The organism is Paenibacillus sp. 01T431, assembly GCF_056398625.1.
The window spans coordinates 22,118-43,170 of the sequence record NZ_JBFTPT010000033.1 but is presented as its reverse complement, the minus strand read 5'-3'; the positions used below and the strand labels follow the sequence as shown (position 1 = coordinate 43,170).

The following is a 21,053-nucleotide window of genomic DNA, read 5'->3' as shown; positions in this document are numbered from 1 at the left end:
CCAGTATGTAAGACCCCTTGAAGACGACGAGGTTGATAGGTTCGGGGTGGAAGCACAGCAATGTGTGTAGCTGACGAATACTAATCGGTCGAGGGCTTATCCTAAACACGTTTACTGYGACCCATACATCCAGTAGACAGCAGCATWAAGGCTTCAGCAAGCCTAATCTTTCGTATCCAGTTTTCAGGGCGTAATGTTCTGACTTTGCAAGCGTCCCCGAACGCTGCAATCGACAACTATTCGGGGGACAAGCGTGGCGGTGTAGCTCAGCTGGCTAGAGCGTACGGTTCATACCCGTGAGGTCGGGGGTTCGATCCCCTTCGCCGCTACCATTACCTTTTTTATCGTAACATCTGGAGGATTAGCTCAGCTGGGAGAGCATCTGCCTTACAAGCAGAGGGTCGGCGGTTCGATCCCGTCATCCTCCACCATATGTACTTATTCGGTTTTATGACCGGATCCACTTGGAGCTGTGGTGTAGTGGCCCAACATGCCTGCCTGTCACGCAGGAGACCGCGGGTTCGAATCCCGTCAGCTCCGCCATTTTTCTTTAAAGTAAGGCTCGGTAGCTCAGTCGGTAGAGCAGAGGACTGAAAATCCTCGTGTCGGCGGTTCGATTCCGTCCCGAGCCACCACTTTATTTTTCGTTACGACGAGAAATAAGTAATAGTATGGAGGATTAGTGAAGTGGCTAAACACGGCAGACTGTAAATCTGCTCTCTCTGAGTTCGGTGGTTCGAATCCATCATCCTCCACCATTTCTTTTACAGCAAGAGCCATTAGCTCAGTTGGTAGAGCACCTGACTTTTAATCAGGGTGTCGTAGGTTCGAATCCTACATGGCTCACCATTTTTTTTCTAAACAAACCTATACAACCGTAGATCTTAGGATCTGCGGTTTTTTTGTTTGATTATAATCGAAATAAAAAAGAGTTTGCCCATCAGTAAAGTGGACAAACTCTTTTTTTGCATAGTTAAAACCAGATAATGAATGAATCTTAGTTTTTACTCCGTAGATTCAATTCATAAGCAAGCTCGTTTACCGTTTCGTTTAGACGAAGTTTAAGTTCATCATTTAATTCAAATACTGGAGCTTCATTTGGCTCTTGTGAACGCTCGATTTGGGAATCAACGGCATACACTCCGCTAACATATAATTTCGCGCCCATGGATGCGAGTACCGGCTTGAGGGAATAGTCAATAGAGAGTAGATGAGCGATGGTGCCGCCGATAAACAGAGGAGCAATGATTTTACCATCAAGTCCTTTCTGCGGCAGTAGATCTAGAAACGTTTTTAGAACGCCTGTATAAGATGCTTTGTAAACTGGGCTTGCAATAATAACAGCATCTGCATTCTCGACAAGCTGATTGGCTTCTATAATAGCAGGGCTGCCAAAACGAGCGTGAATTAGATCTTCGGCTGGCAAAGAAACCACGGTTATGGTATCAACCGAAAGATGTTTTGTTATCAATTGTTGCTCTACGTACTGTGTTATGCCATTTAAACGGGATAAAGCATTTGGACTGCCTGAAATAATTACAATCTTGGACATGGGTGCACTCCTCTTTTTCAAATAAATAGTAGAAAATAAAATTACATTAATCCGATAAGTAAACTTTGAATAGATAGTACCATGGCAGATGTTATTTGGTCAAACAGGTTTGATTTGTTTCTTGTATTTTATCGATATAAGGGAACAATGTATACATATAGGAATGAAATAGAAAAAGGGGTAGTTGCAATGGTATACGGATTAGCGGTTTTAATTAGCTTCGCGATCGTATTTGCAAGCGTACCACCGCTTCGTGTATTTGCGCTGCGACTTGGTTTTGTCGATCGTCCTAATCAGAGAAAAATACATAACAAGCCGATCCCTCTCATGGGTGGCGCGGCTATTTTTGTTGGCTGCATCGTTACGATGTTTATTTTTATCGGGTTCACTCCGCTCACTTGGACCATAGTTACGGGTGGAACCGTGCTCGTAATTATTGGACTTCTTGATGATGCGTCAAAGGCAAAAGGGAAAGACTTTCCGATATGGCCGCGTGTCATCCTCTATATGGGTGCTGCGTCAATCCCAAGCTTATTTCATATCAAAATTGCGGGTATTACCAATCCGTTTACACATTTGTTTATTTCATTTCCCGATTGGGTATCGTGGCTGACAACGATGCTATGGGTTTTCGCGTTAATCAATATGATCAACTTTATTGATGGCGTAGATGGGCTGGCTTCAGGGGTATGTACGCTGTCAGCACTAACGCTATTGACGGTGGCGCTCGTCAAAGGTCAGCCAAGCACCGCTATTCTTGCCATTATTGTAGCCGGAGCATGCTTTGGTTTTTTGGTTCATAATTTTTATCCAGCCAGAATTTTTATGGGTGACGCAGGAGCAACCTTCCTAGGCTTTACGCTTGCTGTAATTGCTGTTGATGGAGCGTTTAAGAAAGCAACATTCATTACCTTGCTAGTTCCATTACTGGCGCTTGGATTGCCTATATTTGACACGGCTTATGTCATGCTGCGCAGGCTTATAAGCGGTAAAGGCTTGCATCATGCGGACAAGCTGCATACGCATCATCTTTTGATGAAATGGGGACTGAGCCAGGTTCAAACGGTTTCGTTTCTATATTTAATTGCTGCGTTATTCGCACTCTTGTCAATCATTCTTTTACTGGTAATAGGCTGAATTAAGCAAGCTCTTGTGGTACAATGACGGGAAAAAGCGTTATTCCACAAAAAGGTGCGAATAAACTTTTTTTACTTATTAATCCGCTTATATGGAGCTGCTAATCGCAATAGGTGTCCTCCCATAGGAGGAAGCACGCAGCCGCAAATGCTTGTGGAGATTGGAGATAGAGAAATGAGCACGACAGACTGGTTGAAGCCGCTGAAGCACATTTTGAACTGTCCGGTACATGCTGTTTCGAAATCTATAGCGGAGTGGAACGATTTAATTAGCAATGCTGATGTGGTGTGGTTAGGCGATCATATAGGATCTTCTCCTATAGAGGGCCAACGCGTAGAAAAAAACGAAAAAACGTGGATTGTCATTTCATCTGCGGAATATGAAGTGGATTTATTAGAAATCGATTGTCCATCGCTTCAGGCAACAGAGAAGGAACTGATAAGCTGGACATTGCAGCTTAACCGCGGACATTTAATGGAGAAAAAAAATGCGGCGCTCTCTGAATCAGAGAGACAAGCGCTTAAGCTTGGAGATTGGATTCAGAAGCAGTTGGAATCGGATGAGCCCGCATATTCCTTACCTGATCATTTAACCGTTGGCAGTCGCTTATTTAATGAAATGATACCTTTCTTACTCGTTACAGAGCAGTCTGGCACGAAGCATGCAACCTATTCTGAATTAGAAAAACTTCTGCGTTCATTTATGTCCGACGATGTCTTGCTTATTCCGCTCAAGAGCCAGGAATGGCTGATATGGGGTTCGATGTCCTTGCTGAGAGATGAGGATTCCGATGCTTTCGATGAGCAGGAGGAAGAGACGATTGAGGATAGTCTAGCTTCGATTGGGCTTGGATTGCATGAGATGCTTGCCAGTGAGTGGATTGGTGAATGCCACATCGCAGTTGCTCATCCATCATCACCAGCAAAAGGTATGATTGAGACGACAATGCTGCTGCGGGAGACGATTAATCTTGGCCGAAAATTCCATGTAGGAACGAATATTTATTTGCCGTGGATGCTTCAGTTGGAACGTTTGTTGAATGCAATTCCTGAAGTCCATCGTGCGAGATATTTGGAGCAGTCGTTAAAAAGAGCGGATCTATTCGTTGAATCAGAAATGCTGAGTACATTGGAAACATTTTTTACGCTTGATTGCAACGTTAGTGAGACAGCGAAGAAATTATACATTCATAGAAATACATTATTATATCGTTTAGACAAGCTTAAACAAGAGACTGGTTTAGATGTTCGTCAGTTTAGGGATGCCGTACTAGTCAAAATTATATTACTATTGTACAAAGTTACGAAAAGAAATTAGTTTTTTTGTAAAGTATGTGCATAGTCACAAGCTCCCCAGTGGGATAAGATATAGGCATAACGAAATTTCTTTCTAGGGGGAAAATTATCATGGCAGGCGTACGTTTAGAAGGCATTTACAAAAAATACCCGGGTACTGACAAAGCATCGGTTACTGACGTTAACTTAGATATTAAAGACAAAGAGTTTCTCGTATTGGTCGGACCATCTGGTTGCGGTAAATCGACAACTCTTCGTATGATTGCAGGCCTTGAAGAAATTTCCGAAGGCAAATTGTTCATCGGCGACCGCCTTGTGAACGATGTAGCTCCTAAAGACCGCGACATCGCGATGGTATTCCAATCCTACGCGTTGTACCCGCACATGAACGTTTACCAAAACATGGCTTTCGGCCTTAAACTTCGTAAATTCAAAAAAGCAGACATCGACAAACGTGTTCGTGAAGCTGCTAAAATTCTAGATATCGAGCATTTGCTTGACCGTAAACCAAAAGCACTTTCCGGTGGTCAACGTCAACGTGTCGCTCTAGGACGCGCAATCGTTCGTGAGCCACAAGTATTCTTGATGGATGAGCCGCTTTCCAACTTGGACGCGAAACTTCGTGGACAAATGCGCGCTGAAATCAGCAAGCTTACAAAACGTCTTGAAACAACAACTATCTATGTAACGCATGACCAAATCGAGGCAATGACAATGGGTGACCGTATCGTTGTTATGAAAGACGGTTTCATTCAACAAACAGCTTCACCAGAAGAACTGTATAACCACCCGGTTAACATCTTCGTAGCTGGCTTTATCGGCGCTCCATCGATGAACTTTATCAGTGGTTCGCTTACAGAGCAAGGCGGAGCGCTTCGCTTCAAAGCAAGCGGCGTTGATGTAGTTGTTCCAGAAGGCAAAGCAGCATCGCTTCGCTCGAAAGGTTACATCGGCAAAGAAGTGATTCTTGGCATTCGTCCAGAGGATCTTCACGAAGAGCCAGTATTCTTGGAAGCATCCCCACAAACAATCGTGAACGCAAATGTTGAGGTTGCTGAGAACCTTGGTCACGAGATGTACTTGTACCTGAACGGTATCGGCACTGACACAGTTATCGCTCGTGTTGACGGCCGCTCTGGTCTACGTGATGGCACAACTGTTAAGCTTGCGCTTGACATGAACAAAGTACACTTGTTCGACAAAACGACAGAACTTAACATTTTCGAAGCTTAATAAATAGTATGGAAGAAGAACGGTCGGATTATCCGATCGTTCTTTTTTTATTTTAACTAGAGGTCGTTTTTGTCGAAATGGCTGTTGCGATTAAATAAATAGGAGTCAAACAAAACCGTTTCCATGCTTCGGCTGTCTAATACAAAACAGGAATAATAATGTAGAAGAAATGAGAGGGAGCCTGGGCAGGAGGGAAGAGGCATGAATAAGGATGAGTGGGCTGAAGCGGCTATACGGGGCGATGAAACGGCGCTGCTGCAGCGTATTGATCTAGATAAGCTTCAAATGTATGGGATTGCTTATTCATATATGCGAAATGAGTCGGATGCATTGGAGGCTATACAAGAAACGGTTTGCCGGATATGGACGAAAAAGCATACATTAAGGGAGCCGAAATTTTTTACAACGTGGGCCATTCGTATTTTGATCCGTGTGTGTATGGATGCTAAGAAGAAGCAAACAAGGGAGCGTCCTACCGATTCGATAGCCGAGCAATATGATTTGAGGGAAAAGACAGTTGAGTACGATGAGACAGCAGCACGCCTTGATATGGCTGCGCAGATTCAACTGCTTCCGGTTAACTATCGTATGGTGATAACACTCAAATATTATCGTGATATGACGATTACGGAAATTGCTGAGCTATTGGAGAAGCCTGATGGGACCATTCGAACGTGGCTGAACAAAGCATTAAAAGGACTAAGAGCAGATATGGCACATATGAAGGAGGAGATACGAAATGAGCGAGGCCAAGGAGACGCCGTTCAGGCAAGCCAATCAGGCGCTGCGAAGTGACATTGACCATGTGAATCAGGAGCTTGTTGTGATGCCGGAGCTGGCGCTGGAGGCAGCAATACGAAGTGGAATTGAGCAGGGGCGGAAGCGATCCATACGTAGAAACAGAAAAAGATGGAGTGTGAGCATGATTGCTGCAGGGCTAAGTGTAATCCTGCTTCTAACCGCGTTCGTTCGCGTATCTCCTGTGTTTGCTTCTATTGTGAAGGAAATTCCGGGTTTCAGCGGGTTTGTTGAGTTGATTCAGGGAGATAAGTCCTTGATTACAGCAATGGAAAATGATTTCATACAGCCTATAAAGCTCTCGGACGAGAAAAACGGTTACATTTTTATGGTTGATGGTATTATAGCCGATGATCAGCGTATGGCTATTCTGTATACGGTAGAGGGACCAGGAATTAACGGCAATACAGGATTTCTGGAGTATAAATTAAAAACGAGTGATGGTAAGGATTTGGTCGCTTCCATTGGTTCATCGCATTATCCGAATGATGATGCCGAGGGTTCAAGCGTTCCTGTCCATCAATATTTAGATATACTAATGGGCGAAGGTTCTAAAATGCCGGAGAGCTTGCAATTCAGCCTATTGCTTGGCGGTCAGTGGCTAAAGGTTGATTTTCCAATTGAGCATAAAAGATTCGAGGGGATGCGTGAAGAAATCTCGATCGAGCATAAGGTTGAGGTCGGAGGACAACGTTTTACGGTGAAAAATGCTGTTATCACACCGCTTCAAATAGCAGTGACAATCGAAGCAGATGCAACTAATGACAAACACGCAAATGGTTTTATAAATATAGCGCTTGTCGATGAGAAAGGCAGGCGATATGAGTCGAATTCTGCATTTGGCGATTCTAATACATCAATTACCCTTCACTTTAAGAGCAGCTATTTCGTTAAGCCCAAAAAGTTAACTTTAATTGCGGACGGTTTGTATTTGTCGGAAAACAATTTAAGCATCACGGTGGATACGGATAAAATAGAAACTTTATCATCACCGAATAATAGGCTTCTATTAGCCAGCAAAGAGCTGCTAAATGGTGAGTATGAAGTGAAGTTTGATTTGCTAAGCCAGGATGAGATCGACAAGAAGCCAGGCTATACATTATTTCCGCACGGCGGCACCTTCAAGGACGGTGCTGGTTTATCCTACCCTATTTCAGATAATCGGGGGGTGCAGTGGAATTCAAATGAAGATAAAGTGACCTATGTTTATCGAATTCCAGCAGCAGATTACAAGCAGCCGTTAACATTCAGTATTGAGCAGTACCCTGGTTATGTATTAAAACCGATAAGTATACCGATAAAATAAGTCGAAGGCGCTGAGCAGCGGAGGAAACGTTGCGTTCAGCGCCTTTTTCCTTTACGATGAAGACATTGGAAAATATCATACATATACACAATAGCAGTTGTCATATGAGGGAGGCCCTACGATGCCGAAAAAAGTGAAAGTATCTGAGCTCGTTAAACAATTTCAGCTTGAGATTATTGCGGGCGAGGATGGAATGAAGCGTGCCATTACAGTAGATGATTTGTATCGGCCTGGACTCGAAATGGCTGGATATTTCCACTACCATCCAAGTGAGCGCGTACAGCTGCTTGGAAGAACGGAAATCTCGTTCCTAAATATGCTGGACGGTGAAGAGCGCAAGGATCGTATGGTTCGTTTATGCAACGAGGATACACCTTGCATTATTTTGACAAGAGGGCTGGAAGCGCCTCAAGAGCTTGTAGATCAATGTAATGAGAAACAAATTCCGCTGCTCAGAAGCAATGTGGCTACAACCATTTTGTCCAGCAGAATTACGGACTTTTTGGAGAGAAAGCTAGCTCCGACAGCAACGATTCATGGCGTTCTTGTTGACGTATACGGCGTTGGAATGCTTATTACTGGAGGTAGCGGCATCGGTAAAAGCGAGACGGCGCTAGAGCTTGTCAAACGCGGACACCGGCTTGTCGCTGATGATGCAGTAGAAATTATGCAAACCTCCGATGCGCAGCTGCACGGCAGTGCGCCAGAGCTTATTCGTCACCTGCTCGAGATTAGAGGGCTGGGTATTATTAATGTAATGACACTTTTTGGCGCAGGGGCAGTTCGGACGCAGAAGCGTATCGGCCTTGTCATTAAGCTGGAAAACTGGCAGCAGGACAAGCAGTATGATCGCCTTGGCTTGGATGAAGAAACGACCCGTATTATCGAGACGGACATTCCGCTCGTAACTGTGCCAGTAAGACCCGGTCGTAACTTAGCGGTCATCATCGAGGTGGCAGCAATGAATTTCCGCTTGAAACGAATGGGTTACAATGCGGCGCTGCAGTTTACGAATAAGCTTACGGAAACGATCGCTGACGATATGGACGAATACGATTGAACCTAAAGGGGATATAACTAAATGAAGACATTGATATTAAACCCAATTGCCTTCACATTAGGCTCTATTGAAGTGCATTGGTATGGCATTATTTTGGGAACAGCGGCATTAGTGGGGCTGCTTCTCGCGGTGCAAGAAGGTAAACGATTCGGAATTAAGCCGGATTTTTTCATGGATTTGCTGCTGCTTGGCGTCCCTTCCGCCATTATTGGAGCGCGAATTTATTATGTAGCGTTCAAATGGGAAGATTATAAAGGCAACTTTGTAGATGTGTTTAAAATATGGAATGGCGGTATCGCGATATATGGTGCGATAATCGGAGCTTTTATTTGCGGGTTCTTCTATTTCCGCTATAAAGGCTATAACTTCTGGCGTTTGGTAGACATTTGTGTACCTGGACTGCTTGCAGGTCAAATGATTGGTCGTTGGGGAAATTTCATGAACCAAGAGGCGTATGGCGGCGTGGTTAGCGAGTCTTTCCTTCGCAATACACTTCATTTACCATCGTTTATCGTGGATCAAATGCTTATTCAAGGTGAATACCGTCACCCGGCTTTCTTGTATGAATCCGTATGGAGCTTGGTCGGTATTGCTATATTGTTCATCCTTCGCCGCCAAAAGTTTTTGCGCGCAGGCGAGCTGATGGCCAGCTACTTTATCTGGTATTCAATCGGCCGTTTCTTTATAGAAGCGCTTCGTACGGACAGTCTTGCATTTAGAGGACCATCGTGGCTGGCATCGTTTATTAATGGCCTCTGGACTCCAATGGAGGTATTGTTCAAACAAGGTTACTTGGATCCTGCGTACGGCAACATAAGGATTTCACAAGTACTGGCGCTGCTTTTAATCGTTGGTGCGGTTGTACTTATTATCGTGCGACGTAAGACGGGACTTGCATCCGCTCATTACCTTGATCCAATTACGACTAGCAAGCCAGAGCGTAACGTGGGATCGGATTCTGAGAAAAAGGGCAAAGACCAACCTGTTGGCACTAAAAAAGATGATGAGGCTGGCAAGCGTTAAATGTAATTTAGGGAGGTTTATCGATGACGGGCAATATCAAAACGATGCTGTTCGATTTGGACGGCACGATTATCGACACCAATGAGCTTATCATCCGCTCGTTCATAGAGTCTTTACAAGGCGTAGCACCAGAAGGATTCGGAAGAGAGCATATTATTCCAAGCATGGGACAGCCGCTTACGGATCAAATGAAGCTATTCTCGGGATTGGATGAAGTAACACATCTTGTGGCAGCGTATCGCGAAGTTAATCTGCGTTTGCATGATGAATATGTAAAACCATTTGATTACGTCATAGAAGTTATTGAGCGGATGCATAAGCAAGGTATCCAAATTGGCGTCGTTACGACAAAAATGCGTCTGACAACGGAACGCGGCTTGAAATACGTTGGGCTGTTCGACTTCGTGGATACCATTGTAACGATTGATGATGTTGTTCATGCTAAGCCGCATCCAGAACCAGTGAGCAAAGCAATCGGTCTGCTCGGCGCAGATCCGGCAACGACCATTATGGTTGGAGACAGCACAGTGGATATCGAGTCGGCGATTGCAGCAGGTGCGATAGCAGTTGGTGTCGCTTGGTCGCTAAAAGGCGAGCAAATCCTTAAGGATGCCGGAGCACATCATGTCATTCACGACATGCGCGATCTCTATTCCTTTGTCGGAATGGAGCGGGAAACATTTGCGTAAAGTTGAACGATATCCGGTGGAAGGGCCAAACGCGCTGTGGCAAGTATATTCAACGGTCAGCCGATTCAAATCGGTTCGTAATTTCATTTGCATCCAGCTAGCGCGCTATTGTCCGATTCTTCCGTTAAAAAATTGGATTTACCGCCGTTTGCTCGGCATGAAGGTCGGAGAACATACCGCTTTTGCACTTATGGTCATGGTCGATGTCTTTTTTCCCGAGCGTATAACGGTAGGCAATAATACAATTATCGGATATAATACAACCATTCTAACTCATGAATATTTGATCAAGGAGTATCGTCTCGGCGACGTCGTGATAGGCTCTCATGTCATGATAGGAGCAAATACGACGATATTGCCAGGTGTAACAATCGGCGATCATGCCATTGTAGCTGCTGGATCAGTTGTCCATAAGGATGTGCCTGCTTATGCATTTGTAGGAGGCAATCCGATGCGGGAAATTAGACGAAGCGAAATGGTCGTGCCAAGCGAATTTGATGAGAATGTGCGCAACATTTTAAACTAATGGGCTATGGAAAGCTTCGTCCGTGCGAGTTCGTCTCGCAGCCGGTCGAGGCTTTCTTTTTTGACGTAAAACGGATCGATTTCAACTTGACGAAAATAAGCTTTTCATGCTAATATTACGACTAAACTCTTTAATTTGTTAGCATGGTAACATGGTATCGCTTTAAACCACTAAAGTAAACGAAGGTGATATTGGATGTCTAAACCAAAAGTATTTGAGAAGCCGATAGGCGTTAAAGATTATTTGCCAAGTGCAGTGGCTAAGCTGCGTCATATTGAACGTCAGGTTCTTGCCTGCATGCAGGGCTGGGGCTACGAACAAATTATAACTCCAACAATGGAATATTACGATACAGTGGGTGTAGCCAGCTCTACATCCGATCAGAAGTTATTCAAGCTGCTTAACAATCGTGGAACAACGCTGGTGCTGCGCTCTGATATGACGTCGCCAATCGCTCGTGTAGTGTCGTCCTTATTGAAGCAAGCGGACTTTCCGCAGCGTCTGTCGTATCACTCTAATGTGTTTCGGGCGATAGAGGAAGAGGCGGGCCGCGAGGCAGAATTTTTCCAAACGGGCGTAGAGCTAGTTGGTGATTCTTCAGCAGAAGCGGATGCAGAGGTTGTTGCTCTTGCAATCGCGTCGCTTAAAGCTGCCGGTGTTGAACGCTTCAAGATCGCGATTGGGCATGTTGGGTTCCTAAACGGCTTGCTGGAGCAATCCTTGCCAGGCCGTGCAGAAGCGCAGGAGCAGTTGAAGAGCTGCTTGTTAGGCCGTGATTTTGTAGGTTACCGCGAGCAGCTTCGTGGATTATCCGTGGATGAATCCGTTCAGCAAGAGCTGGAAGGTGTTTTGCGTCTACGCGGCGGGCAAGAGATTTGTGATCAAGCGCTGCAGCTGAATGTGGATGATAAAGCGCGGGCGTCCATTCAACATTTGTGCCAAATATGGGATGTGCTGAAGGCGTATGGGGTTTGTGAGCATGTGCTTATCGATCTGACGATGATTGGTGACTTCTCCTATTACACAGGGATGACTTTCGAGGGTTATGCAGCTGATCTAGGCTTCCCGGTTGTAAGCGGAGGCCGTTATGACAACCTGCTGGCCCAGTTCGGCAGACCGGCTCCTGCAACGGGATTTGCGCTCAAGACGACGCGTATTCTGGAGCTGCTTGGCGATGGCGCTGAGAGTGAAACGGAACGCACACTGGTTATCTATGATACAGCTGGACGCAATGAGGCGCTTGTTAAAGCACAGGAACTGCGCGGGCAGGGTGCGAGCGTTGTAACAGAGCGGGTAGATGCGAATAACGCACTTCTTGATGAGCTTAAAAATAAGGCACAGCAGCAATCGTTTACTTATAAAGGCGTAGCCTACACAGCATTGCTGACATTTGACGGAAGCGGAATTAAAGGAGGCAGCGCCACATGAGCGGAGCGACAAAAGATATATTGAAAGTGGCGATGCCGAAGGGCCGCATTTATAAGGTAGCTTCCAAGCTGTTCCGTGAAGCGGGGCTTCCGATTCCTAGCGACTTTGATGATACGCGCAAGTTGATCATTGAGCTTCCAGAGGTAGGGATGGAGTTTATTATGGCAAAGCCTGTTGACGTACCGACTTATGTGGAATACGGCGTAGCGGACATTGGAATCGTGGGCAAAGACGTGCTCATGGAGGAAAATAAAGATGTTTATGAGCTGCTTGATCTTGGCATTGCCAAATGCCGGATGTCTGTTATTGGCATGCCGGATTGGAAGCCGACTATGAATCCGCGTGTAGCGACCAAATACCCGAATGTGGCTTCGGCGTATTTCCGTGAGCTCGGGCAGCAGGTGGAGGTCATTAAGCTAAATGGCTCCATCGAGCTTGCGCCAATGATCGGGTTAGCTGACCGTATCGTCGATATGGTGGAAACCGGCCAAACTCTTCGTGAGAATGGGCTTGTGGAGATGGAATCGATCTTCGGTATTACGAGCCGCTTAATCGCGAATCGAGTAAGTTACCGGATGAAGAATGAAGCTATTCAAGGACTGTGTGATCGCTTGCAGGAAGCGCTGGCTAAGCGGGGTTAGGAAGAGAGCGGAAAGTAAGAAGAAAGCATGATTGGATAAAGCGAGCCTAGCAAGAGCGGGAGATGCTTGGCGAGTGTCACTGAAGCACGAGCAAACGCAGAGCAGGGCTTGCAGCATTTCATGTATAGACGAGGCATGACAAGTGAAGCGCATGCTGGACTGGACGGATTAATAGCCTTGTGAGTATTGGAAGGAGTGGATGATATGCGTATTATGCGAGCGGAGCAATTTGGTTTGAAGCGTGAGGTGGAGTATGGGACACCTGAGCAAAATGAGTCTGCTTTGAAGATCGTCGCAGACGTAAAGTCTGAGGGGGATGCAGCGCTGCTGAGGTATACGGAGCAGCATGACCGCGTTAAGCTGGACGCTGCGTCGCTGCGTGTGACGCAGGAGGAAATTCAGGCGGCGTATGAGCATGTTGACGCCGACTTTCTCACGGCTATTCGCGAAGCAGCCGTGAACATTCGGGTATTCCACGAGAAGCAAATGCGTACCTCGTGGATGGATTTGCAGCAGGACGGAACGCTGCTCGGGCAAATTATGCGACCGCTCAAGCGGGTCGGCGTATACGTGCCCGGAGGCAAGGCGGCTTATCCGTCGTCCGTGCTGATGAATGTTATACCGGCGCAGGTAGCTGGCGTGCCGGAAATTGTTATGGTGACGCCGCCGGCAACTGGCGGCACGGAAGGCATCGACCCGTATATTCTCGTTGCCGCCGCGGAATCGGGCGTCAAGGAGATGTACCGGGTCGGCGGCGCACAGGCCATAGCCGCGCTTGCGTACGGCACGGCCACGATTGCTCCGGTCGATAAAATATGCGGACCGGGCAATATTTATGTGGCGCTAGCAAAGCGCGCCGTATTCGGTGCCGTCGATATCGACAGTATCGCCGGACCAAGTGAAATCGTCGTGCTTGCTGACGATTCAGCTGATCCTGCGTATGTAGCCGCGGATCTGCTGTCGCAGGCGGAGCACGATGAGATGTCATCGGCGATCCTTGTAACGCCATCGCAGCAGCTTGCGGAAGCTGTAGCAGCGGAGGTGGAGCGTCAGCTGTCCACCCTGCCGCGTCAAGACATTGCACGCAGCTCCATCGACAACTATGGCGCTGTACTGCTGGTCGACTCGCTCGAAGCGGGTATCGACGTTATTAATCAGATCGCGCCTGAACACTTAGAGGTGCTGACGGTTGATCCGATGCGTTTGCTCGGCTACATTCAGAACGCAGGTGCTATTTTCCTTGGGCCTTACAGCTCGGAGCCGGTCGGGGATTATTTTGCTGGACCTAACCACATCATTCCAACAAACGGCACAGCACGGTTCTCATCGCCAGTTAATGTTGATGATTTCTTGAAGAAATCGAGCTTGATTTACTACAGTAAAGAAGCGTTGATGGCTAATGGCGATAAAATCATGACGCTGGCTCGCCACGAAGGACTTGAAGGGCACGCTCGTGCAATCGAGGTTCGTCTTGAGAAGGAACGCGGGTAAACATTTTAACGTAAATGGATAAATTTGTTAGGCAAACAATTAAGTATAGGAGAGTTATTACCTAGGTAATAACTCTTATGCTCTTTAGCGGCATGTGCTGGAATTCCCTAATGCGGCAGGGCATTTGAGATAATGAAAACAAACATAATCATATAGGAAGAAGGAATGAAAGTGTCGGAAAATCGTGTACGTGAAGCATCGGTGGCACGCAAGACGAATGAAACGGATATTAAGCTTACTTTTGCAGTAGATGGAACAGGTGAAGCAAAGATTGATACAGATGTCCCTTTCTTTAACCATATGCTGGATCTATTTATTAAGCACGGCCAGTTTAATCTGGAATTAGAAGCACGCGGCGACATCGACATCGATGATCACCATACGGTAGAGGATATCGGAATTTGCATCGGTCAAACGCTTCGTGAAGCGCTTGGTGACAAACGCGGCATTAAGCGTTATGCTAGTGTATTTGTACCAATGGATGAGGCGCTGGCTCAGGTTATTATTGATGTGAGCAACCGCCCACACTTTGAATACCGTGCCGAATACCCATCTACACAAGTAGGCAGCTTCTCGACAGAGCTTGTTCATGAGTTTTTGTGGAAGCTTGCACTTGAATCACGCATCACGCTTCATGTAATCGTACATTACGGCAAAAACACGCACCACATGATTGAAGCGGTGTTCAAAGCGCTTGGACGAGCGCTTGATGAAGCAACAAGCATTGATCCTCGCGTACAAGGAGTGCCTTCAACGAAAGGAGTGCTCTAGTATGATCGCGATTATTGATTATGGGATGGGCAACCTCCACAGCGTAAGCAAAGCGGTTGAGCGTCTTGGATACGAGGCGGTTATAACAGACGATCCCGAGACGATTGCAGCTTCAGACGGAGCGATTCTTCCTGGCGTTGGTGCGTTTGGCGATGCCATGCAAAACCTGCGGGAAACGAAGATGGATGAAGTGACTAAAGCGTATGCAGCTTCTGGTAAGCCGCTGCTCGGCATTTGCCTTGGCATGCAGCTTCTCTTCACTGAAAGTGACGAATATGGAACGAATGAGGGATTGAATCTTCTTCCCGGCAAAGTTAGCCGTTTCACAGGGGATTACAAGATACCGCATATGGGCTGGAACAAGCTGTCTTTCCTTCAAGAGCAGTCGCCTCTATTTAATGGGTTGACCGAAGGGCATGTTTATTTCGTACACTCGTTCCATGCGAAGCCGGAGGTAAGCTCCGACCTGCTCGCAACAACAGACTATTATCAGCAGGTAACAGCAATTGTTGGTCGCGGAAACGTATATGGCATGCAATTTCACCCCGAAAAAAGCGGAGAGCTTGGCATGCAGCTGCTGGGCAACTTTCTTGCACTAACTAAAATTAACGAAGCATAACAAGCTTCAATAGATATTCAAGCAAGTTACTTACTTAAACAATTAAATCGTTTAAGACTCGCTGCTTGGTAAGGATGCTTCTTCCTTAATCCAAGCAGTTTTATCAAAGTGATTCCAAGTAATCCTAAGTAATGCCGAGTGTTACCGGATAGACAATTAAGCTCGACTACGGGCATAAAGGAGAGTGCAATATGCTGGCGAAACGTATCATTCCTTGTCTTGACGTGAAGGATGGCCGCGTTGTGAAGGGTGTTAATTTTGTGAACCTGCGCGATGCGGGCGACCCAGTCGAGCTGGCGGCCACTTATGACCAAGAGGGCGCAGATGAGCTTGTATTTCTAGATATATCGGCTTCCGTTGAAGGGCGTGCGACGATGATTGAAGTCGTCAAGCGGACCGCTGGGGAAATTACGATTCCGTTTACGGTAGGCGGCGGCATATCTCATGTCGATGATATGAAGCGGCTGCTGCGCGCCGGAGCGGACAAAATCGGCATAAATACAGCTGCGGTTTTAAACAAGGCACTCATTCAAGAGGGGTCACGCAAGTTTGGATCACAGTGCATCGTGGTGGCGATTGATGCGAAGTTTAATGCTGAGTGGGGCGAATGGGAAGTTTACACGCACGGCGGACGCAAAACGACTGGCATTAAGGCGCTCGAATGGGCACGTGAAGTGGAGAAGCTAGGCGCAGGTGAAATTTTGCTGACCAGCATGGATGCCGATGGCACCAAAGACGGCTTCGACATCAAGCTCACGCAGGCGGTGTCAGATTCGCTAGGCATTCCTGTCATTGCTTCGGGCGGAGCGGGTAGAGTCGAGCATTTTAACGATGTATTCCAAATGGCACATGCGGATGCGGCTCTAGCTGCAACGATTTTTCACTATAAAGAAATGACGATTCGTGAAGTGAAGGACGACTTGCGCTTGAAGGGAGTAGAGGTACGATGACGGAAAACAATCATAATGAACTTATCTCAAAAATCAAATGGGACGATGCGGGGCTAGTACCAGCTATTGTTCAAGATGTGCAAAGCAAAGAAGTGCTTATGATGGCTTATATGAATAAGGAATCACTTCAGCTATCCGTTGAATCCGGCGTGACTTGGTATTGGAGCCGATCGCGTAATGAGCTTTGGAACAAAGGAGCGACAAGCGGCAATACGCAGCGCATCGTCTCTATGGCTTATGATTGCGACGGTGATACATTGCTAGTGAAGGTGGAGCAAAAAGGTCCAGCTTGCCACACAGGGCGCTATAGCTGCTTCTTTAATTCGGTTGAAGTAGCTGGGAACACAGATGCTTCCTCAGAGGCCGGACAATCCGCTGCAGACCGCTTCGCTACGCTTGGACAACTAGAGAGCGTGATTGCCGAGCGTTACGCAGAGCGTCCTGAGGGCTCTTATACCTCATACCTGTTCGATAAAGGTGTAGATAAGATTTTGAAAAAAGTAGGCGAAGAAGCATCCGAGGTGATCATAGCAGCGAAAAATAAAGATAACGACGAGCTTCGCAGCGAGGTTGGCGATCTTATTTTTCACCTGATGGTATTGCTTCGTGAACGCGGATTGCCGCTAGATGATGTAATCAGCGAAATTAACAATCGTCACGGCAAGCCAACAACAAATAAAATGAGATAATGGAAGCTGAATGATAAATGACAGCAGAAAGGCCGGTACGCACATGTTTATCGATTACCATACGCATCATGCTCGCTGTGGTCATGCCATTGGAGAGCTAGAGGAATATGTAAAGAAGGGCATAGAGATCGGACTCGTGCAGCTCGGCCTTTCCGATCATATGCCTCTGCTCCATGTTGACCCTGCGACTTATTATCCGGAAATGGCTATGCCGATGGATGAGCTTCCGCGTTATGTGGAGGAATGCCTTGCGCTTAAGGAAAAGTATAAGGGACAAATCGACATACGTGTTGGGCTTGAAGGCGATTATATCGAAGGCTGCGAGGAGCAGATCGCTGCGATCGTGAACGCGTACCCTTGGGACTATGTGATTGGCTCTGTTCATTTTCTTGAGGAGTGGGACATCACCGATTTCCGGCAAACGGGAGGCTGGGAAGGCCGCAATCGTATGGCTGTATACGAACAGTACTACGCAGCCGTGGGCAAAGCAGCCGCAAGCGGGTTCTATGACTACATTGGACATATTGATGTCATCAAGCGTTTTGGCTTTCAGCCGGAGGAAAATGTTACCCATTTGGAGAACGCTGCACTAGAGGCAGTCAAGAAGCATGGACTTGCGATTGAGCTCAACGCATCGGGCCTTCGCACACCTGCAGCAGAGATGTTTCCGAGCCGTAGAATGCTGGAATATGCACTGGAACTAGGCATTCCGCTGACGGTTGGTTCGGATGCTCACCAGCCTGAAAGACTAGGCCAATATTTGGATCAAGCGTACGATTTGCTCAAAGAAGTTGGCTTTAAGCAGCTTGCGACATTTAATTGTCGAAAATTAGTGATGATTGATTTTTGAAATATCGTAAATTCCATGTATAATATAGATGATCAAATAAGCTTTGTCGAATGATCCGGCAAAGACGAGTACTTGTTCCGTCAAATTAATTGGTTTTAACGCTCAGGAGGGTATCATGTTAAGCGACAAGGTGCGTATTTTTTCGGGTTCGTCTAATCCGGTATTGGCTCAGAAAATTAGTGCAGAGCTTGGTCTGACGCTAGGTGCGATCAAGATGTCCCGTTTTAAAAGCGGAGAGATTTACGTGCATTACGAGGAAACGATTCGGAATTGCGATGTATTTCTCGTACAATCATTCTCACATCCAATCAACGAGCATTTTGTCGAATTGCTTGTTATGATTGATGCGGCGAAGCGTGCTTCCGCAAGAACGGTCAACATCATCATGCCTTATTACGGTTATGCGCGTCAGGAGCGCAAAGCAGCACCTCGGGAGCCGATTTCAGCGAAAATGCTGGCGGATGTGCTCACGACAGTAGGAGCGAACCGAGTGATTACAATCGACCTACATGCTCCAGCTATTCAAGGCTTCTTCAACATTCCAGTCGATCATATGACTGCGCTAGATTTAATCAGCGATTATTTGAAGTCGAAAAACATCAAGAACCCGGTTGTTGTATCGCCGGATGCAGGACGTGCTTCAACTGCTGAGAAGCTAGCGAACTACTTGGATACATCGTTTGCGATTATGATCAAGAAACGCCCTGCGCATAATGAATCAGTTATCACACATGTTATCGGTGATGTCGAAGGTCAAACTCCGATTATTATCGAGGATCTCATCGATACGGGATCTACGATTGTTAACGTTGTGGAAAGCTTGAAGGAGCGCGGCGCTGAGGATGTATTTGTATGCGCAACGCATCCGTTATTCTCCGGCTCTGCCATTGAGCGTTTGGATCATCCCAATATTAGAGAAGTCATCGTAACAGACTCAATCAGCTTGCCGGAATCGACTCCTGAACGCTTCAAGGTGCTTTCCGTTGCGCCGTTGCTTGCAGAAGCAACACGCATTATTTTGGAGGGCGGCTCCATTAGCACATTGTTCAAAAGCAATGGTGTCTAAACGTTCAAATGGAATGCAGAACTAACGAAATGAATAGTAATGCCGCGGGAAATCGCGGGTGGTGTATTTGCCATCCGCGATTTTCCCACATATTCTTTCATGTTCTCAGGGGTATTGCTATGGTATAATCGTATAAAATCGGAAGTAACGGGAGGTGCCTTGCGGGTGAAAGAAAAGAAACGAGTTGCCGTAGATCAACAGACGAAAGTCATACCGGTTCAATGGGACGCTACGTTTTTTTTCGAACGTGCGGTTCGATCGCTTGATCGGCTCCATTATGACAAGGCACTTAAATATTTTCGTCGCGCCGTCGAATACGAGCCGGAGAATCCGGTAAACCATTGTAATATGGCCGGCATTCTTTCTGAAATGGGCAACTATGAGGAATCGAATAAAATCCTCGGTTGGATTGTAGATGAGCTTGATCCGACGATGACGGAGTGCCATTTCTATATGGCGAACAATTTTGCTAATTTAGAACAATATGAAGCAGCCGAGGGCTCGCTTATTCGATATTTGGAAGAGGACTCCGAAGGACAGTTTCTGGATGAAGCGGAAGATATGATGGATCTACTGCATTTTGAACTGGAGCGTCCTACTCGTCTAACCAACATTAAGTCTCGTGAAGGCATGGTCGAGCATGATTTGGCGCGCACGCTGCTGGAGGAAGGTAAATTCACTGAGGCTGTGCGCATTTTGGAGAAAATTATCGAAGGACAGCCAGATTTTTTAGCTGCTCGAAATAATTTGGCATTGGCCTACTACTATATGGGCATGTTCGATAAAGCGATGGATACGATCCATGAAGTGCTTGATCTTGAAGCGGGCAACCTGCATGCGCTGTGCAACCTTGCTATTTTTTATCAGCACAAGAACGATGAAAAAAGCTTGAAGCCGCTTGTTGAGCTGCTTGCGAAGACGGTACCGTTCCATCAAGAGCATGTGTTTAAACTGGCAACAACAATGGGCATCTTAGGAGAGCATGGTGCTGCTTATAAGCATTTCACCAGACTTCTCAAAGACTCAGAGCTCACTCAGGATCCAAGCCTGTATCATTACGCGGCTGTTGCAGCTTGCAATATCGGACGTTTGCAGGAAGCAGAGCGCCTATGGAAGCAGACAATCAAGCTCGATCCAAAATCAAGCATTCCTCTTTATTATATGGAGCAGCTTGAGCTGGTACGAAGCGGGCAGCAGACGGCTGCCATCAGCTATCACTATCATTTGCCGTTCGAAGAGCAGTTTAAGCTATGGGAGAAATCCTCCGATGGCATTCCCGATCATCTGAAGCGCGATCCTTTAGTACGCTCGTCGTTCTTCTGGGCGCTGCGTCATGGTGACCAGGACACGAAGCTGCAGGTTATTCAGGCTCTAGGGATGATCGCCGACAGCGAAGTGAAGGATGTTCTTCAGACGTTTTTGCTCGAGAAGGAAGAGGATGATTATCTCAAACGGATTGCCATCTTTGTACTCCGGACAATGGGCGTACAAGAGCCTTTACATGTGGTGCTGGAAGGCAAAGAAACGGTCATTGAGCCGAACCGGGTCCCTTCAAGTCTGCCTGTATGGGAAGATAAGTGGCAGTCTGTTGCAGATATCGCTCTTGATCGCATGAGCAAGCAGTATGATTTGGTTCAGCAGCATGATTTGATGACCTTATGGGTGGAATTTTTGACGCGAGTATATCCAGATGCTCCGAAGCTTACGAAGCCGGAGAGCTGGGCAGCCGCATTAGAATATTTGACTGCAAAAATGCATCGTCGTGCTATCTCCTATCACGAAGTTTCCACCAGATACGGTACATCTATTGCGACAGTCAGCAAGAACGTCAAGATTATTGATGAAGTTTGCGGCATCAAAGAAAAGATGAAGTCGATGAGTTCCGTCTTCTTTACGCAAGAATTACAGGACGAATAAACTTTTACGAGG

At 46.5% G+C, this 21,053-nt stretch carries 20 protein-coding genes, 6 tRNA genes and 1 rRNA gene; 26 read left to right on the top strand and 1 reads right to left on the bottom strand.

Annotation, left to right across the window (positions count from 1 at the left end):
* From AC1DM9_RS33215 to AC1DM9_RS33185, 7 genes are all read left to right on the top strand, one after another.
* Positions 1-104, top strand: a 23S ribosomal RNA gene (locus AC1DM9_RS33215); the annotation flags it as partial.
* A 151-nt stretch (positions 105-255) separates the two neighbouring features.
* A tRNA-Met gene (locus AC1DM9_RS33210) sits at positions 256-332 on the top strand.
* Positions 333-355: 23 nt separating this feature from the next.
* Positions 356-431: transfer RNA gene (locus tag AC1DM9_RS33205), tRNA-Val, on the top strand.
* Between the two features lie 35 nt (positions 432-466).
* Positions 467-543: transfer RNA gene (locus tag AC1DM9_RS33200), tRNA-Asp, on the top strand.
* A gap of 16 nt (positions 544-559) precedes the next feature.
* Positions 560-635 (top strand) — tRNA-Phe (locus AC1DM9_RS33195).
* Between the two features lie 38 nt (positions 636-673).
* Positions 674-758: transfer RNA gene (locus AC1DM9_RS33190), tRNA-Tyr, on the top strand.
* Between the two features lie 15 nt (positions 759-773).
* Positions 774-849 (top strand) — tRNA-Lys (locus tag AC1DM9_RS33185).
* Between the two features lie 148 nt (positions 850-997).
* On the opposite strand, the gene ssuE is transcribed toward AC1DM9_RS33185, so the two are convergent.
* A complete protein-coding gene (gene ssuE, locus AC1DM9_RS33180) occupies positions 998-1,552 on the bottom strand; it encodes an NADPH-dependent FMN reductase (RefSeq protein ID WP_477512233.1) in 555 nt (184 codons plus the stop codon).
* Positions 1,553-1,741: 189 nt separating this feature from the next.
* Between ssuE and AC1DM9_RS33175 the strand changes: the two genes are divergently transcribed.
* From AC1DM9_RS33175 to AC1DM9_RS33085, 19 genes are all read left to right on the top strand, one after another.
* On the top strand, positions 1,742-2,689 hold the full coding sequence (locus tag AC1DM9_RS33175; RefSeq protein ID WP_076270766.1) for a glycosyltransferase family 4 protein: 948 nt from the start codon (positions 1,742-1,744) through the stop codon (positions 2,687-2,689).
* Positions 2,690-2,863: 174 nt separating this feature from the next.
* Positions 2,864-4,006, top strand: a complete 1,143-nt coding sequence (locus tag AC1DM9_RS33170; protein WP_441886363.1) for a PucR family transcriptional regulator — start codon at positions 2,864-2,866, stop codon at positions 4,004-4,006.
* A gap of 89 nt (positions 4,007-4,095) precedes the next feature.
* On the top strand, positions 4,096-5,217 hold the full coding sequence (locus tag AC1DM9_RS33165) for an ABC transporter ATP-binding protein (protein WP_076270765.1): 1,122 nt from the start codon (positions 4,096-4,098) through the stop codon (positions 5,215-5,217).
* A 201-nt stretch (positions 5,218-5,418) separates the two neighbouring features.
* Positions 5,419-6,012, top strand: coding sequence for a sigma-70 family RNA polymerase sigma factor (locus tag AC1DM9_RS33160; protein WP_477512234.1), 594 nt, complete (start codon positions 5,419-5,421; stop codon positions 6,010-6,012).
* Positions 5,957-7,321 (top strand): DUF4179 domain-containing protein, encoded by a 1,365-nt coding sequence (locus tag AC1DM9_RS33155; RefSeq protein WP_477512235.1) that lies wholly within the window; start codon positions 5,957-5,959, stop codon positions 7,319-7,321. Before AC1DM9_RS33160 ends, AC1DM9_RS33155 begins: the two co-directional genes overlap by 56 nt.
* Positions 7,322-7,442: 121 nt before the next feature.
* A complete protein-coding gene (gene hprK / locus AC1DM9_RS33150; RefSeq protein WP_076270762.1) occupies positions 7,443-8,381 on the top strand; it encodes an HPr(Ser) kinase/phosphatase in 939 nt (312 codons plus the stop codon).
* A 21-nt stretch (positions 8,382-8,402) separates the two neighbouring features.
* The gene (gene lgt, locus AC1DM9_RS33145; RefSeq protein ID WP_441886373.1) at positions 8,403-9,404 is read left to right on the top strand and encodes a prolipoprotein diacylglyceryl transferase; all 1,002 of its coding nucleotides are present in this window, start codon (positions 8,403-8,405) and stop codon (positions 9,402-9,404) included.
* A 23-nt stretch (positions 9,405-9,427) separates the two neighbouring features.
* Entirely contained in the window at positions 9,428-10,093 is a 666-nt protein-coding gene (ppaX, locus tag AC1DM9_RS33140) for a pyrophosphatase PpaX (protein ID WP_076270761.1), read from the top strand.
* Positions 10,086-10,619: an acyltransferase gene (locus tag AC1DM9_RS33135; protein WP_179089910.1), complete on the top strand. Its 534-nt coding sequence runs from the start codon at positions 10,086-10,088 to the stop codon at positions 10,617-10,619. The genes ppaX and AC1DM9_RS33135 overlap by 8 nt, the downstream gene beginning before the upstream one ends.
* A gap of 195 nt (positions 10,620-10,814) precedes the next feature.
* Complete coding sequence (locus AC1DM9_RS33130; RefSeq protein WP_477512236.1) at positions 10,815-12,047, top strand: ATP phosphoribosyltransferase regulatory subunit; 1,233 nt, start codon at positions 10,815-10,817, stop codon at positions 12,045-12,047.
* Positions 12,044-12,688: an ATP phosphoribosyltransferase gene (gene hisG, locus AC1DM9_RS33125; RefSeq protein WP_076270758.1), complete on the top strand. Its 645-nt coding sequence runs from the start codon at positions 12,044-12,046 to the stop codon at positions 12,686-12,688. Before AC1DM9_RS33130 ends, hisG begins: the two co-directional genes overlap by 4 nt.
* 204 nt (positions 12,689-12,892) lie before the next feature.
* On the top strand, positions 12,893-14,179 hold the full coding sequence (gene hisD / locus AC1DM9_RS33120; protein WP_076270757.1) for a histidinol dehydrogenase: 1,287 nt from the start codon (positions 12,893-12,895) through the stop codon (positions 14,177-14,179).
* A 171-nt stretch (positions 14,180-14,350) separates the two neighbouring features.
* Entirely contained in the window at positions 14,351-14,950 is a 600-nt protein-coding gene (gene hisB, locus AC1DM9_RS33115) for an imidazoleglycerol-phosphate dehydratase HisB (RefSeq protein ID WP_372239028.1), read from the top strand.
* Between the two features lies 1 nt (position 14,951).
* Entirely contained in the window at positions 14,952-15,569 is a 618-nt protein-coding gene (hisH, locus tag AC1DM9_RS33110) for an imidazole glycerol phosphate synthase subunit HisH (RefSeq protein WP_477551952.1), read from the top strand.
* A 191-nt stretch (positions 15,570-15,760) separates the two neighbouring features.
* Positions 15,761-16,519, top strand: a complete 759-nt coding sequence (gene hisF, locus AC1DM9_RS33105) for an imidazole glycerol phosphate synthase subunit HisF (protein ID WP_339206014.1) — start codon at positions 15,761-15,763, stop codon at positions 16,517-16,519.
* Positions 16,516-17,208 (top strand): bifunctional phosphoribosyl-AMP cyclohydrolase/phosphoribosyl-ATP diphosphatase HisIE, encoded by a 693-nt coding sequence (gene hisIE, locus AC1DM9_RS33100; protein WP_477584257.1) that lies wholly within the window; start codon positions 16,516-16,518, stop codon positions 17,206-17,208. Before hisF ends, hisIE begins: the two co-directional genes overlap by 4 nt.
* Positions 17,209-17,251: 43 nt before the next feature.
* Positions 17,252-18,058 (top strand): histidinol-phosphatase HisJ, encoded by an 807-nt coding sequence (gene hisJ, locus AC1DM9_RS33095; RefSeq protein WP_477584255.1) that lies wholly within the window; start codon positions 17,252-17,254, stop codon positions 18,056-18,058.
* A 115-nt stretch (positions 18,059-18,173) separates the two neighbouring features.
* Entirely contained in the window at positions 18,174-19,124 is a 951-nt protein-coding gene (locus AC1DM9_RS33090; protein ID WP_076270752.1) for a ribose-phosphate diphosphokinase, read from the top strand.
* A 165-nt stretch (positions 19,125-19,289) separates the two neighbouring features.
* A complete protein-coding gene (locus AC1DM9_RS33085; RefSeq protein WP_477551949.1) occupies positions 19,290-21,041 on the top strand; it encodes a tetratricopeptide repeat protein in 1,752 nt (583 codons plus the stop codon).
* Positions 21,042-21,053 lie beyond the last annotated feature (12 nt).

Coding starts and splice junctions, on each gene's coding strand:
- ssuE (WP_477512233.1), bottom strand. CDS start 1,552: ATGTCCAAGATTGTAATTATTTCAGGCAGTCCAAATGCTTTATCCCGT.
- AC1DM9_RS33175 (WP_076270766.1), top strand. CDS start 1,742: ATGGTATACGGATTAGCGGTTTTAATTAGCTTCGCGATCGTATTTGCA.
- AC1DM9_RS33170 (WP_441886363.1), top strand. CDS start 2,864: ATGAGCACGACAGACTGGTTGAAGCCGCTGAAGCACATTTTGAACTGT.
- AC1DM9_RS33165 (WP_076270765.1), top strand. CDS start 4,096: ATGGCAGGCGTACGTTTAGAAGGCATTTACAAAAAATACCCGGGTACT.
- AC1DM9_RS33160 (WP_477512234.1), top strand. CDS start 5,419: ATGAATAAGGATGAGTGGGCTGAAGCGGCTATACGGGGCGATGAAACG.
- AC1DM9_RS33155 (WP_477512235.1), top strand. CDS start 5,957: ATGAGCGAGGCCAAGGAGACGCCGTTCAGGCAAGCCAATCAGGCGCTG.
- hprK (WP_076270762.1), top strand. CDS start 7,443: ATGCCGAAAAAAGTGAAAGTATCTGAGCTCGTTAAACAATTTCAGCTT.
- lgt (WP_441886373.1), top strand. CDS start 8,403: ATGAAGACATTGATATTAAACCCAATTGCCTTCACATTAGGCTCTATT.
- ppaX (WP_076270761.1), top strand. CDS start 9,428: ATGACGGGCAATATCAAAACGATGCTGTTCGATTTGGACGGCACGATT.
- AC1DM9_RS33130 (WP_477512236.1), top strand. CDS start 10,815: ATGTCTAAACCAAAAGTATTTGAGAAGCCGATAGGCGTTAAAGATTAT.
- hisG (WP_076270758.1), top strand. CDS start 12,044: ATGAGCGGAGCGACAAAAGATATATTGAAAGTGGCGATGCCGAAGGGC.
- hisD (WP_076270757.1), top strand. CDS start 12,893: ATGCGTATTATGCGAGCGGAGCAATTTGGTTTGAAGCGTGAGGTGGAG.
- hisH (WP_477551952.1), top strand. CDS start 14,952: ATGATCGCGATTATTGATTATGGGATGGGCAACCTCCACAGCGTAAGC.
- hisF (WP_339206014.1), top strand. CDS start 15,761: ATGCTGGCGAAACGTATCATTCCTTGTCTTGACGTGAAGGATGGCCGC.
- hisIE (WP_477584257.1), top strand. CDS start 16,516: ATGACGGAAAACAATCATAATGAACTTATCTCAAAAATCAAATGGGAC.
- hisJ (WP_477584255.1), top strand. CDS start 17,252: ATGTTTATCGATTACCATACGCATCATGCTCGCTGTGGTCATGCCATT.
- AC1DM9_RS33090 (WP_076270752.1), top strand. CDS start 18,174: ATGTTAAGCGACAAGGTGCGTATTTTTTCGGGTTCGTCTAATCCGGTA.